Origin of the sequence: Pseudomonas sp. IT-P294 (assembly GCF_949767865.1) — a bacterium.
Lineage (GTDB): Bacteria > Pseudomonadota > Gammaproteobacteria > Pseudomonadales > Pseudomonadaceae > Aquipseudomonas.
Genome location: NZ_CATKQW010000022.1, coordinates 563,076 through 575,556, shown reverse-complemented (window position 1 = coordinate 575,556; position 12,481 = coordinate 563,076). Strand labels below are relative to the sequence as shown.

17 protein-coding genes are annotated in these 12,481 nt (G+C 60.5%); 11 read left to right on the top strand and 6 right to left on the bottom strand.

From position 1 onward, the window contains the following. Window positions 1-2: 2 nt before the first annotated feature. On the bottom strand, window positions 3-1,037 hold the full coding sequence (locus ACM6I0_RS17805; RefSeq protein ID WP_222588842.1) for a type IV pilus twitching motility protein PilT: 1,035 nt from the start codon (window positions 1,035-1,037) through the stop codon (window positions 3-5). 196 nt (window positions 1,038-1,233) lie between these two features. On the opposite strand from ACM6I0_RS17805, the gene ACM6I0_RS17800 reads away from it, so the two are divergent. The 10 genes from ACM6I0_RS17800 (at window position 1,234) to ACM6I0_RS17755 (ending at window position 8,237) form a co-directional block, all read left to right on the top strand. Next, window positions 1,234-1,932 carry a YggS family pyridoxal phosphate-dependent enzyme gene (locus ACM6I0_RS17800; protein ID WP_285432823.1) on the top strand — a complete coding sequence of 233 codons (699 nt, stop codon included), beginning with the start codon at window positions 1,234-1,236 and terminating at the stop codon, window positions 1,930-1,932. Window positions 1,933-1,967: 35 nt separating this feature from the next. Beyond that, window positions 1,968-2,786 (top strand): pyrroline-5-carboxylate reductase, encoded by an 819-nt coding sequence (gene proC / locus ACM6I0_RS17795; protein ID WP_414922920.1) that lies wholly within the window; start codon window positions 1,968-1,970, stop codon window positions 2,784-2,786. 24 nt (window positions 2,787-2,810) lie between these two features. Then, window positions 2,811-3,398: a YggT family protein gene (locus ACM6I0_RS17790; protein ID WP_208671040.1), complete on the top strand. Its 588-nt coding sequence runs from the start codon at window positions 2,811-2,813 to the stop codon at window positions 3,396-3,398. Then, window positions 3,398-3,688 (top strand): DUF167 domain-containing protein, encoded by a 291-nt coding sequence (locus tag ACM6I0_RS17785; RefSeq protein ID WP_285432826.1) that lies wholly within the window; start codon window positions 3,398-3,400, stop codon window positions 3,686-3,688. The genes ACM6I0_RS17790 and ACM6I0_RS17785 overlap by 1 nt, the downstream gene beginning before the upstream one ends. 179 nt (window positions 3,689-3,867) lie before the next feature. Continuing rightward, window positions 3,868-5,007 carry a homoserine O-succinyltransferase MetX gene (gene metX, locus ACM6I0_RS17780; RefSeq protein WP_285432828.1) on the top strand — a complete coding sequence of 380 codons (1,140 nt, stop codon included), beginning with the start codon at window positions 3,868-3,870 and terminating at the stop codon, window positions 5,005-5,007. 7 nt (window positions 5,008-5,014) lie between these two features. Further along, entirely contained in the window at window positions 5,015-5,635 is a 621-nt protein-coding gene (gene metW, locus ACM6I0_RS17775; RefSeq protein ID WP_414922919.1) for a methionine biosynthesis protein MetW, read from the top strand. A gap of 26 nt (window positions 5,636-5,661) precedes the next feature. After that, window positions 5,662-6,096 carry a DUF4426 domain-containing protein gene (locus ACM6I0_RS17770; RefSeq protein WP_285432831.1) on the top strand — a complete coding sequence of 145 codons (435 nt, stop codon included), beginning with the start codon at window positions 5,662-5,664 and terminating at the stop codon, window positions 6,094-6,096. Next, window positions 6,093-6,689, top strand: coding sequence for an RdgB/HAM1 family non-canonical purine NTP pyrophosphatase (gene rdgB / locus ACM6I0_RS17765; protein WP_090178590.1), 597 nt, complete (start codon window positions 6,093-6,095; stop codon window positions 6,687-6,689). The genes ACM6I0_RS17770 and rdgB overlap by 4 nt, the downstream gene beginning before the upstream one ends. Continuing rightward, the gene (gene hemW / locus ACM6I0_RS17760; protein ID WP_414922918.1) at window positions 6,686-7,891 is read left to right on the top strand and encodes a radical SAM family heme chaperone HemW; all 1,206 of its coding nucleotides are present in this window, start codon (window positions 6,686-6,688) and stop codon (window positions 7,889-7,891) included. The genes rdgB and hemW overlap by 4 nt, the downstream gene beginning before the upstream one ends. Before the next feature lie 22 nt (window positions 7,892-7,913). Continuing rightward, a complete protein-coding gene (locus tag ACM6I0_RS17755; RefSeq protein ID WP_285432834.1) occupies window positions 7,914-8,237 on the top strand; it encodes a DUF3392 domain-containing protein in 324 nt (107 codons plus the stop codon). 127 nt (window positions 8,238-8,364) lie between these two features. Here ACM6I0_RS17755 and trmB read toward each other — a convergent pair whose 3' ends face one another. From trmB to ACM6I0_RS17735, 4 genes are all read right to left on the bottom strand, one after another. Further along, entirely contained in the window at window positions 8,365-9,090 is a 726-nt protein-coding gene (gene trmB / locus ACM6I0_RS17750) for a tRNA (guanosine(46)-N7)-methyltransferase TrmB (protein ID WP_285432836.1), read from the bottom strand. Between the two features lie 9 nt (window positions 9,091-9,099). Beyond that, window positions 9,100-9,894 (bottom strand): thiazole synthase, encoded by a 795-nt coding sequence (locus ACM6I0_RS17745; RefSeq protein ID WP_008068101.1) that lies wholly within the window; start codon window positions 9,892-9,894, stop codon window positions 9,100-9,102. A gap of 60 nt (window positions 9,895-9,954) precedes the next feature. Continuing rightward, window positions 9,955-10,155 (bottom strand): sulfur carrier protein ThiS, encoded by a 201-nt coding sequence (gene thiS / locus ACM6I0_RS17740; protein WP_285432839.1) that lies wholly within the window; start codon window positions 10,153-10,155, stop codon window positions 9,955-9,957. Between the two features lie 90 nt (window positions 10,156-10,245). After that, window positions 10,246-10,617: a DUF423 domain-containing protein gene (locus ACM6I0_RS17735; RefSeq protein ID WP_285432841.1), complete on the bottom strand. Its 372-nt coding sequence runs from the start codon at window positions 10,615-10,617 to the stop codon at window positions 10,246-10,248. A gap of 74 nt (window positions 10,618-10,691) precedes the next feature. Between ACM6I0_RS17735 and mtgA the strand changes: the two genes are divergently transcribed. Further along, window positions 10,692-11,414, top strand: a complete 723-nt coding sequence (gene mtgA, locus ACM6I0_RS17730) for a monofunctional biosynthetic peptidoglycan transglycosylase (protein ID WP_414922917.1) — start codon at window positions 10,692-10,694, stop codon at window positions 11,412-11,414. 189 nt (window positions 11,415-11,603) lie between these two features. Here mtgA and rpoH read toward each other — a convergent pair whose 3' ends face one another. After that, window positions 11,604-12,458 carry an RNA polymerase sigma factor RpoH gene (rpoH, locus tag ACM6I0_RS17725; protein WP_007897890.1) on the bottom strand — a complete coding sequence of 285 codons (855 nt, stop codon included), beginning with the start codon at window positions 12,456-12,458 and terminating at the stop codon, window positions 11,604-11,606. Window positions 12,459-12,481 lie beyond the last annotated feature (23 nt).

Sequence of the window (12,481 nt, the reverse complement as noted above, 5' to 3'; positions counted from 1 at the left end):
TCCTAAAAATTATCCGGCGACCGCGCCTTCTCCCGCGCATGCTCGCGGCTGATCACGCCTTTGGTCACCAGATCCTTCAGGCACATATCCAGCGTCTGCATCCCTAGCGACCCACCGGTCTGAATCGACGAGTACATCTGCGCCACCTTGTCTTCGCGGATCAGGTTCCGAATCGCCGAAGTACCGAGCATGATTTCGTGCGCCGCAACCCGCCCGCCGCCGATTTTCTTGATCAGTGTCTGCGACACCACCGCCAGCAACGACTCGGACAGCATCGAACGCACCATCGACTTCTCATCGCCCGGAAATACATCCACGACCCGGTCGATGGTTTTCGCCGCCGATGTGGTGTGCAGCGTGCCAAACACCAGGTGACCGGTCTCGGCTGCAGTCAGCGCCAGGCGAATGGTTTCCAGGTCACGCATCTCACCCACCAGAATCACGTCCGGGTCTTCCCGTAGCGCCGAGCGCAGCGCCGTGGCGAAGCTGCGGGTGTCGCGATGGACTTCGCGCTGGTTGATCAGGCATTTGCGCGATTCATGGACGAACTCGATCGGGTCCTCGATGGTGAGGATATGGTGATGCCGATGGTTGTTCAGGTAATCGATCATCGCCGCCAGGGTGGTGGATTTGCCGGAGCCGGTCGGGCCCGTGACCAACACCAGCCCGCGAGGCGCCTCAGTAATTTTGCGAAACACCTCGCCCATGCCCAGCTCGTCCATGCTCAGGACCTTCGACGGAATGGTCCGGAACACGGCGCCGGCACCACGATTCTGGTTGAAGGCGTTAACCCGAAAGCGCGCGACGCCGGGCACTTCAAAGGAAAAATCGGTTTCCAGGTGTTTCTCGAAGTCCACCCGCTGGGTGTCATTCATGATGTCGTAGATCAGCTCGTGCACCTGCTTGTGGTCCAGGGCCGGCAAGTTGATGCGCCGCACATCGCCGTCGACACGAATCATCGGTGGCAGGCCGGCGGACAGGTGCAAGTCGGACGCGCCCTGTTTAGCGCTGAAGGCCAGCAGCTCAGTGATATCCATAGCGCTCCTCAATTCCAGTAGAATGCCGCCAACCTCAGACCCGCTGGCGCCTTGATCCTAGTCTGAAAAGTCGCCAAGCGATGATCAGGCAAGGCAAAAGTCGGCGAAGAAGCGGAGTTGACGTCAGTCAATGAGCATTCTGAGTCGAGTTTTAACGCCGCATGATCGAGTGCAGGCACTTTTCAGGCAGGATCGAATGTCCACGATAGCAGACAACATAGCCCTGGTTAGTTCACGCATCCGTGCCGCCGCCCTCGCCGCCCACCGCGACGAGCACAGCGTCCAGTTGCTGGCCGTAAGCAAGACCAAGCCCGCCGAGGCCCTGCGCGAGGCGTATGCCGCAGGCCTGCGCGACTTTGGCGAGAACTACCTGCAGGAAGCATTGGGCAAACAGCTCGAACTGGCCGACCTGCCCTTGATCTGGCACTTCATCGGCCCCATTCAATCGAACAAGACTCGTGCTATCGCCGAGCACTTCGCCTGGGTGCACTCCGTGGATCGTTTGAAAATCGCACAACGCCTGTCCGAACAACGTCCTGCCGATTTGCCGCCACTGAACATCTGCATCCAGGTCAACGTCAGCGGTGAAGCCAGCAAATCCGGTTGCACGCCGGCCGATCTGCCCGCCCTGGCCAAGGCCATCAGCGAACTGCCGCGCATCACGCTGCGCGGATTGATGGCGATCCCCGAGCCGACCGACGATCGCGCCGCCCAGGATGCCGCGTTTGCTGCCGTGCGCGACTTGATCAAAAGCACGCAAGCCAGCCTGAACCTGCCGCTCGACACACTTTCCATGGGCATGAGCCACGACCTTGAGTCGGCCATCACCATGGGGGCCACCTGGGTCCGCATCGGTACGGCCCTGTTTGGCGCCCGCGACTACGGTCAACCATGAACCATGGCTGACACATCTCTCTATAAGGACCTGACATGAGCAAGACACGTATTGCCTTTATCGGTGCCGGCAACATGGCCGCCAGCCTGATCGGCGGCCTGCGCGCCAAGGGTCTGGACGCCGCGCAAATCCGCGCCAGCGATCCGGGCGCCGAAACCCGCGCCAAAGTGAGCGCCGAACACGGTATCGAAGTATTCGCCGACAACGCTGATGCCATTCAAGGCGCTGACGTGGTCGTGCTGGCGGTCAAACCCCAGGCCATGAAGGCTGTGTGCGAAGCGATTCGTCCACACCTCAAGCCGAATCAACTGGTGGTCTCGATTGCCGCGGGCATTACCTGCGCGAGCATGAACACCTGGCTCGGCGCCCAGCCGATCGTGCGTTGCATGCCCAACACCCCGGCGTTGCTGCGCCAAGGCGTGAGCGGCTTGTTTGCCACCGCCCAAGTCAACGCGCAACAACGCCAGCAGGCTCAAGAGCTGCTGTCAGCCGTGGGCGTTGCCCTGTGGCTGGACGAAGAGCAGCAACTGGACGCCGTCACCGCAGTTTCCGGCTCGGGTCCTGCGTACTTCTTCCTGCTGATCGAAGCCATGACCGCTGCCGGCGTGAAACTCGGCCTGCCAGCGGACATCGCCGCCCAACTGACCCTGCAAACCGCACTGGGCGCCGCTCACATGGCCGTCGCCAGCGATGTCGATGCTGCCGAACTGCGCCGTCGCGTGACGTCGCCGGCGGGCACCACGGAAGCTGCAATCAAGTCATTCCAGGCCGGCGGCTTCGAAGCGCTGGTCGAAAAAGCACTCGGCGCCGCCGCACATCGCTCGGCCGAGATGGCTGAGCAACTCGGTCGCTAATCAGCTCTTATAAAGGAATCAAAGATGCTCGGACTCAATGACGCTGCCGTTTTCATCATTAAAACCTTAGGCAGCCTGTACCTGCTGATCGTGCTGATGCGCTTCATCCTGCAACTGGTTCGGGCGAACTTCTACAACCCGCTCTGCCAGTTCATTGTCAAAGCCACTCAACCGTTGCTCAAGCCTCTGCGCCGGGTCATCCCGAGCATGTTCGGGCTGGACATGTCGTCGCTGGTACTGGCGCTGATCATTCAAATGCTGTTGATCGCGGTCATCCTGTTCCTCAAGGGCTTCCTGGTCGACTGGGTGCTGCTGATACCTTGGGCACTGATCGCGCTTTTCTCGCTGTTCCTGAACATTATTTTCTACGCCATGATCATCAGCGTGATCCTGTCCTGGGTCGCCCCTGGCAGCCACAATCCCGGTGCTGAGCTGGTCGCGCAGATTACTGAACCGGTGCTCGCCCCGTTCCGTCGGATCATTCCGAACCTGGGTGGCCTCGATATTTCGCCGATCTTTGCGTTTATCGCGATCCAGTTGCTGCAAAGCTGGCTGATCCCACGCCTGGCGTACTTTGCCTTCATGCCGCAGGGGCTGCTTGGCCTGATCTGATGAGCTACTTCCGTTGGGACGGTGATGATCTGATTCTGGAATGTCACCTGCAACCGGCGGCCCGCAGCGATGAATTCTGCGGGCTGCACGGCGATCGCCTGAAAATTCGCCTGACCGCGCCGCCTGTTGAAGGCAAGGCCAATGCGTATTTGATGGCGTTCCTGGCCAAGGCGTTCGGAGTCTCCAAGAGCCAGGTCAGCTTGATCAGCGGCGAGTTGAACCGGCAGAAGCGCGTACGAATCTGTTCGCCGAAGAATCTGCCGGATTTGCCTGGCTTGACCCGTCCCTGATCGTTCCCACGCTCTGCGTGGGAATGCCTCAATGGACGCTCTGCGTCCGCTTCGGCAGGGGACGCGGAGCGGCCCGGGCTGCATTCCCACGCGGAGCGTGGGAACGATCACGGGTAGTCGCTTGCTGCTCGGGGCAGCGGTCTTTAGACTTACGCCTCATTTCAACGAGAGCAGGGTCGATGCCAACTGCCTTTCCCGCCGATTCTGTTGGTCTGGTGACGCCGCAAGTGGCGCACTTCAGCGAGCCCCTGGCCTTGGCCTGTGGCCGTTCGCTTCCAGCCTACGACCTGATTTACGAGACCTACGGCACGCTGAACGCCACGGCGAGCAACGCCGTACTGATTTGCCATGCCTTGTCGGGCCACCATCACGCGGCTGGCTTCCACGGCCCCGACGACCGCAAACCCGGCTGGTGGGACAGCTGCATCGGCCCTGGCAAGCCGATCGACACCAACAAATTCTTCGTGGTCAGCCTGAACAACCTCGGCGGTTGCAACGGCTCCACTGGCCCGAGCAGCATCAACCCGGAAACCGGCAAGCCCTTCGGCGCCGACTTCCCTGTGCTGACCGTTGAAGACTGGGTGCACAGCCAGGCGCGCCTGGCCGATCGCATCGGCATCCGACAATGGGCCGCGGTGATTGGCGGCAGCCTCGGCGGCATGCAGGCGATGCAATGGAGCATCACTTACCCTGATCGCATTCGTCATTGCCTGGCCATCGCATCTGCGCCCAAGCTGTCGGCGCAGAACATCGCCTTCAACGAAGTTGCACGCCAAGCGATCCTAACCGACCCCGACTTTCACGGCGGCTCGTTCCAGGAAGCGGGCGTGATCCCCAAGCGCGGCTTGATGCTTGCGCGGATGGTTGGCCACATCACGTACCTGTCGGATGACTCGATGGGCGAGAAATTCGGCCGTGGGCTCAAAAGCGAGAAGCTCAACTACGACTTCCACAGCGTCGAGTTCCAGGTCGAAAGCTACCTGCGCTATCAGGGCGAAGAGTTTTCCGGGCGTTTCGATGCCAACACCTACTTGTTGATGACCAAGGCCCTGGACTATTTCGACCCGGCGGCAAATTTCGACGATGACCTGGCGAAAACCTTCGCCAACGCCCAGGCCAAGTTCTGCGTGATGTCCTTCACCACCGACTGGCGCTTCTCCCCTGCCCGCTCGCGGGAACTGGTGGACGCGCTGATGGCGGCCAAGAAAGACGTCTGCTACCTCGAGATCGATGCTCCGCAAGGCCACGACGCCTTCCTGATTCCGATCCCGCGCTACTTGCAGGCCTTCCGCAATTACATGAACCGTATTTCGCTTTGAGGAAGACATGAGAGCCGATCTGGAAATCATCCAGGAATGGATCCCCGCCGGCAGCCGCGTGCTCGACCTCGGTTGCGGTGACGGCGAGCTGCTGACCTGGTTGCGCGACCACAAGCAAGTCAGCGGCTATGGCCTGGAAAACGACCCGGACAACATTGCCGAGTGCGTGGCCAAGGGCATCAACGTGATCGAGCAGGACCTGGACAAGGGCCTGGGCAACTTCGCCAGCAACAGCTTTGACATCGTGGTCATGACCCAGGCGCTGCAAGCCGTGCATTACCCGGACAAGATCCTCGACGAAATGCTGCGCGTCGGACGCCAGTGCATCATCACCTTCCCCAACTTCGGTCACTGGCGCTGCCGCTGGTACCTGGCGAGCAAGGGCCGGATGCCGGTTTCCGAGTTCCTGCCGTACACCTGGTACAACACGCCCAACATCCACTTTTGCACCTTCGAAGACTTTGAAGCGTTATGCCGCGAACGTGAAGCCAAGGTCATTGATCGGCTTGCCGTGGATCAACAGCACCGTCACGGGTGGGCCAGTAAGCTATGGCCTAATCTATTAGGTGAAATCGGTATTTACCGCGTCAGCAGCCCCGGGCTGCAAGACCACAAGGTCGCGGTCTGAGTCACGACACTTCGAGGAGAACGATCATGGGTCGTCTAGCGCTGTTTGTACTTACTGCCTGCCTGAGCGTCACCGCCATGGCTGCCGACGTCATCAAAAGCGAACGCCAGGAAACATTTGGCGATGTAACAGTGCACTACAACACCTTCAACTCGACTTATCTGACACCGGACATCGCCAAGGCTGCCGAGCTGATCCGCAGCAAGAACCAGGGCGTGATCAACGTGTCGGTGATCAAGGACGGCAAGCCGCAGATGGCGCAGGTGAGTGGCTCGGTGAAAGACCTGACCAGCCAGAGCGTGCCGCTGAAATTCAAACAGATCACCGAACAGGGCGCGATCTACTACATCGCGCAATACCCGGTCGATCAGCAGGAAATCCGCACCTTCGAGATCAAGGTGCAGAACGGCGACAAAATCAACACCATCAATTTCAACCAAGAGCTCTTCCCCGGCGAATGATCAACTTCACGCAACTCGTATTGGCCAGCCACAACGCCGGCAAACTCAAGGAACTCCAGGCCATGCTCGGCGAATCGGTGCAACTGCGCTCGATCGGCGAGTTCAGCAGCGTCGAGCCTGAAGAAACCGGCCTGTCGTTTGTCGAGAACGCCATCCTCAAGGCTCGCAACGCCGCGCGCATTTCCGGGTTGCCGGCATTGGCCGACGATTCAGGGCTGGCGGTGGATTTCCTTGGCGGTGCGCCGGGCATCTATTCCGCTCGTTATGCCGATGGCAAAGGCGATGCGGCGAACAACGCCAAATTGCTCGACGCGTTGAAAGACGTGCCGCAAGCCGAGCGCGGTGCGCAGTTCGTCTGCGTCCTGGCGCTGGTGCGTCACGCCGATGACCCGTTGCCGATCCTCTGCGAAGGCTTGTGGCACGGGCGCATCCTGACCCAGGCCAGTGGCGAACACGGATTTGGTTACGACCCGCTGTTCTGGGTACCGGAGCGCGATTGCTCCAGCGCCGAGTTGAGCCCGAGCGACAAGAACCTCATCAGCCACCGCGCTCGTGCAATGGATCTGTTGCGCCAGCGTCTGGGCTTGAAATGACCCACGATTCCTCCGCGTCGCCGCTGATCTTCGGCGGTGCCGCCCAATCGCCTCGGGCCGCGCTCCCCGTGCTGCCGCCCCTGGCGCTGTACATCCACATCCCGTGGTGTGTGCGCAAATGTCCTTATTGCGACTTCAACTCCCACACCGCGAGCCCCGTGCTGCCGGAAGAAGAGTATGTCGACGCGTTGCTGGCCGACCTCGATCAGGACCTTCATGCCGTTTACGGTCGCGAACTGAGCTCGATTTTCTTCGGTGGCGGCACGCCGAGCCTGTTCAGCGCCGATGCCTTGGGTCGTTTGCTCAGGGGCGTCGAGCAGCGCATTCCGTTTGCCAGCGACATCGAAATCACTCTGGAAGCCAACCCGGGAACGTTCGAGCAAGAGAAGTTCGTCGCCTACCGTGCGCTGGGCATCAATCGCCTGTCGATCGGCATCCAGAGCTTCCAGGAAGAGAAACTCAAAGCCCTGGGCCGTATCCATAACGGCGACGAAGCGGTGCGCGCCGCCGGCATGGCGCGTCAGGCCGGGTTCGATAACTTCAACCTGGACTTGATGCACGGCTTGCCCGATCAATCGCTGGAGGACGCACTGAGCGACCTGCGCCAGGCCATCGCCCTGAAGCCGACGCATCTATCCTGGTATCAGCTGACGCTGGAGCCGAACACGGTGTTCTGGAACCAGCCGCCGACGCTGCCGGAAGACGACACGCTGTGGGACATTCAGGAAGCCGGCCAGGCCTTGCTCGCTGAACACGGTTACGCGCAATACGAAGTCTCGGCCTATGCCCAGCCCGGTCGTGCGGCGCGGCACAACCTCAATTACTGGAGCTTCGGCGACTTCATCGGCATCGGCGCCGGCGCCCACGGCAAACTCAGCCATCCGGACGGCCGCATTGTGCGCACCTGGAAGACGCGATTGCCGAAGGATTACCTCAACCCGGCCAAAAGCTTCAAGGCTGGCGAGAAAGCGCTGACCAACGATGAGCTACCGTTCGAATTCCTGATGAACGCCTTGCGCCTGACCGAGGGTGTCGAGTCGCGGTTGTATCCGCAGCGCACCGGGCTGAGCCTGGACAGCCTCGCCGAAGGCCGCCGCGAAGCCGAACAAAGTGGCTTGTTGCAGGTCGAACCGTCACGTCTGGCGGCCACGATGCGCGGACAACTCTTTCTCAATGACTTGCTGCAGACATTTCTGAGCTGATTTCAGCCTTAAGGGAAAACGAATGGATTTGATACTCGACCTGCTCGCCACCGCGTCCCGCTGGAGTCGCAGCAACCTGTCGGAGATTGCTCTGGCACTGGTGGGTTGCTTGCTGGTGCTGTTCGGCGCCGACATCAAAGGCTGGATCGACCAACGCCTGGGCAGCATCGCCGGCGCCTTGCGCGTCCCGCTGATGGCTCTGGTGTGCATGGTCGGCAGCGGCGTCGCGCTGATCTACGCCACGCCATGGATCATCAAAGGCCTGAGCCAGTTCAACAACTACAGCCTGGCGCCAGTGTTATTGGTGGTGCTGGTGCTCATCGGCGTAGTCGCCGACCGCCGCTGAGGGCTGACGATCGTTCCCACGCTCTGCGTGGGAATGCAGCCCGGGACGCTCCGCGTCCCAACAGCGGACGCAGAGCGTCCATTGAGGCATTCCCACGCAGAGCGTGGGAACGATCATTGCGTATCGCTTAAGACTGTTTTTCGAACTTCAAATCCCACACGCCATGTCCAAGACGTTCGCCGCGGCGTTCGAACTTGGTGATCGGGCGTTCGGTCGGGCGCGGGACGCACTTGCCGTCTTCGGCCAGGTTGCGATAACCCGGCGCGACGCTCATCACTTCCAGCATGTACTCGGCGTACGGTTCCCAGTCGGTGGCCATGTGCAGAATGCCGCCCACTTTCAACTTGCTGCGCACCAGTTCAGCGAACGACGCCTGAACGATACGACGCTTGTGGTGACGGCTCTTGTGCCACGGATCCGGGAAAAACAGCATCAGGCGATCGAGGCTGTTGTCGGCAATGCAATGGTTGAGCACTTCGATCGCATCGCAATCGTAGACTCGCAGGTTGGTCAGGCCCTGGGTCAGCACGCCATTGAGCAGCGCGCCAACACCTGGACGGTGGACTTCCACGCCAATGAAATCCTGTTCCGGCGAGGCCGCGGCCATTTCCAGCAGCGAATGGCCCATGCCAAAACCGATTTCCAGGGAGCGTGGCGCCGAACGGCCGAACACCTGGTCGAAGTCCACCGGCGCATCGGCCAATGGCAGGACAAACAGCGGCGTGCCCTGCTCAAGGCCTTTTTGCTGGCCTTCGGTCATGCGCCCGGCGCGCATCACGAAACTCTTGATGCGGCGGTGTTGGCGCTCGTCGCCTTCTTCCGTCTGGATTGGCGTGTCGTTTGATTCAGTCATCAATGGCTCTTACTTGATCAGACCATCCAGCGGCGAAGAGGCGCTGGCATAGAGTTTTTTCGGCATGCGGCCGGCGAGGTAGGCCAGGCGGCCCGCGACGATGGCGTGTTTCATGGCTTCGGCCATCATGATCGGCTGCTGGGCGTGGGCGATGGCCGAGTTCATCAGCACCGCCTCGCAACCCAGTTCCATGGCGATGGTCGCGTCGGAAGCCGTACCGACACCGGCGTCGACCAGCACGGGAATCTTGGCTTCTTCAAGGATGATCTGCAGGTTGTACGGGTTGCAGATCCCCAGGCCTGTACCAATCAGGCCGGCCAGCGGCATCACCGCGATAACACCGATTTCCGCCAGTTGACGAGCAATGATCGGGTCATCGCTGGTGTAAACCATCACGTCGAAGCCTTCCTTGACCAGCACTTCGGCGGCCTTGAGGGTTTCGATCACGTTGGGGAACAGGGTTTTCTGGTCGGCCAGCACTTCCAGCTTCACCAGGTTGTGGCCGCCGAGCAGTTCGCGGGCCAGGCGGCAGGTGCGCACGGCCTCGGTAGCGTCGAAGCAACCTGCAGTGTTCGGCAGGAAGGTGTAGCGATCCGGCGACAGGACTTCAAGCAGGTTCGGTTCGCCCGGGTTCTGGCCAAGGTTGGTACGGCGCACGGCGAATGTGACGATCTCGGCACCCGAGGCCTCGATGGCCAGGCGGGTTTCTTCCATGTCGCGGTATTTGCCGGTACCCACCAGCAAACGCGACTGGTAAGTACGACCGGCCAGGACGAAAGGCTTGTCGCTACGAACGATGCTCATGGGAAATCCTCTGTAGGGGTGAGGTTCTTGCAGAATTCTGTGCCCTCGCGGGCCAGGCGACTAGCCGCCGCCGATGGCGTGCACGACTTCGACGTTGTCGCCGTTGTTGAGAACGGTGTCGGCATGCTGGCTGCGCGGGACGATATCCAGATTGAGTTCGACCGCCACCCGGCGTCCGGTCAGTTCCAGACGGGTCAGCAGGGCCGCAACGGTTTCACCGTCGGGCAGTTCAAGGGATTCGCCGTTCAACTGAATGCGCATACCAAATGCCGCCATCATTTTTAGGGGCTGGCATTCTAGCCCGATCAGTCTTGGCGACCCAAGCCATTCGTCATGAAATGGACTGCCCGGTCAGCTCAACCGCCAGGCGGCAAGCCCCAGGCAGAACCAGCCCACCAGAAATGCCAGGCCACCGAAGGGGGTGACGATCCCGAGCTTGCCGACACCGGTGATGGTCAGCAGGTACAGACTGCCGGAAAACAGCAAGATGCCGATGGCAAAGGACGCGCCGGCCCAAGTGATCAGGCGACCCGGCATCTGCGTGGCCAGGAGCGCGACGCCCAGCAATGCCAGGGTGTGCACCAGCTGATAAGTGACGCCTGTATGGAAAATCGCCAGGTATTCAGGGGTCAGACGGTTTTTCAGGCCGTGGGCGGCGAACGCGCCAAGGGCAACGCCGGTGAAGCCGAAGAAAGCGGCCAGCATCAAAAAGCCACGCAGCATGAAGAACTCCAGTCAGACTCGATCAACAGGGTCTGTATAATGGCCCGCTCAACGGGTTCGGCCAAGCCATCTCTATGCTGCGTTTATTTTTGCAACGATTCATCAAAGCCCTGCTGTGGTTCGCGGGCGGCAGCATAGTGCTGGTCCTGATTTTTCGCGTGGTGCCACCGCCGGGAACGGCGCTGATGGTCGAACGCAAGGTCGAATCCTGGTTCGACGGCGAACCCATCGACCTGCAACGCACCTGGCAGCCTTGGGATGAAATCTCCGATGACCTGAAAGTCGCGGTGATGGCCGGCGAGGATCAGAAATTCCCGGAGCATTGGGGCTTTGACTTCGGCGCGATCCAGGCTGCGTTGGCCCACAACGAACTCGGTGGATCGATTCGTGGCGCCAGCACCTTGAGCCAGCAAGTGTCGAAGAACCTGTTTCTGTGGTCCGGCCGCAGCTGGCTGCGTAAAGGCCTGGAGGCTTGGTTTACCGGCCTGATCGAAGTGTTCTGGCCCAAGCAACGAATTCTTGAGGTGTATCTGAACAGCGTCGAGTGGGATGACGGAGTGTTCGGTGCCGAAGCGGCTGCCCGGCATCACTTTGGTGTCAGCGCTAAAGGTCTCAGCCGTCAACAATCAAGCTTGCTGGCCGCCGTACTGCCAAACCCGCGAATGTGGAGCGCCAGCCATCCGACCAACTATGTTGCACGTCGGGCCGGGTGGATTCGGCAGCAAATGAGTCAGTTGGGTGGTGAAAGCTATCTGCTGGAGCTCAACAATTCGCGCCGGGCGCCGTGGGCCCAGTAACACTGGAGATCCCCTGTGGGAGTGAGCCTGCTCGCGATAGCGCCAGGTCAGTCGCTATAAATGTCGACTGATCAATAGCAATCGCGAGCAGGCTCACTCCTACAGGGGGCGGTGTCAGACTGGATGAGTAGGCACAAACAAAAACGCCCCGATCAATGATCGGGGCGTTTTTTATTGCCGGTGCGCAGGTCAGGCCGCGATCGACAACTTGAGCTTGTTCATCGCGCTTTTCTCAAGCTGACGAATGCGCTCGGCCGACACGTTGTACTTCTGCGCCAGGTCGTGCAGCGTGGCTTTCTCTTCAGCCAACCAGCGCTGGTAGAGAATGTCACGGCTGCGGTCGTCGAGCACTTCAAGCGCTTCGTGCAGGTTGTGATTGGAGTTGTCGCTCCAGTCGGCATCTTCCAGTTGACGGGCCGGGTCGTACCGGTGGTCTTCCAGATAGTTGGCCGGCGACTGGAAAGCGCTGTCATCGTCTGCTTCCGCAGCCGGATCGAAGGCCATGTCATGGCCGGTCAGGCGACTTTCCATCTCACGCACTTCCCGAGGCTCTACACCGAGGCTTTCCGCCACACGGTGGACTTCCTCGTTGTTCAGCCACGCCAGACGCTTCTTCTGGCTGCGCAGGTTGAAGAACAGCTTGCGCTGGGCCTTGGTGGTCGCGACTTTCACAATGCGCCAGTTGCGCAGGATGAACTCGTGAATTTCCGCCTTGATCCAGTGCACAGCGAACGACACCAGGCGCACACCCATCTCCGGGTTGAAGCGCTTCACGGCCTTCATCAGGCCGACGTTGCCTTCCTGGATCAGGTCAGCCTGAGCCAAGCCGTAGCCGGAATAGCTACGGGCGATATGTACGACAAAACGCAGGTGGGCGAGCACCATCTGCCGAGCCGCCCCCAAATCCTGCTCATAATAGAGACTCTCGGCCAGTTCACGCTCCTGCTCCGGCGTCAGCAATGGAATGCTGTTGACGGTGTGCACGTAGGCCTCCAGGTTCGCACCCGGGACCAGAGCATATGCAGGTTGCAAAGAATTGGTCATACGAAAAAACCTCCGACTTACAA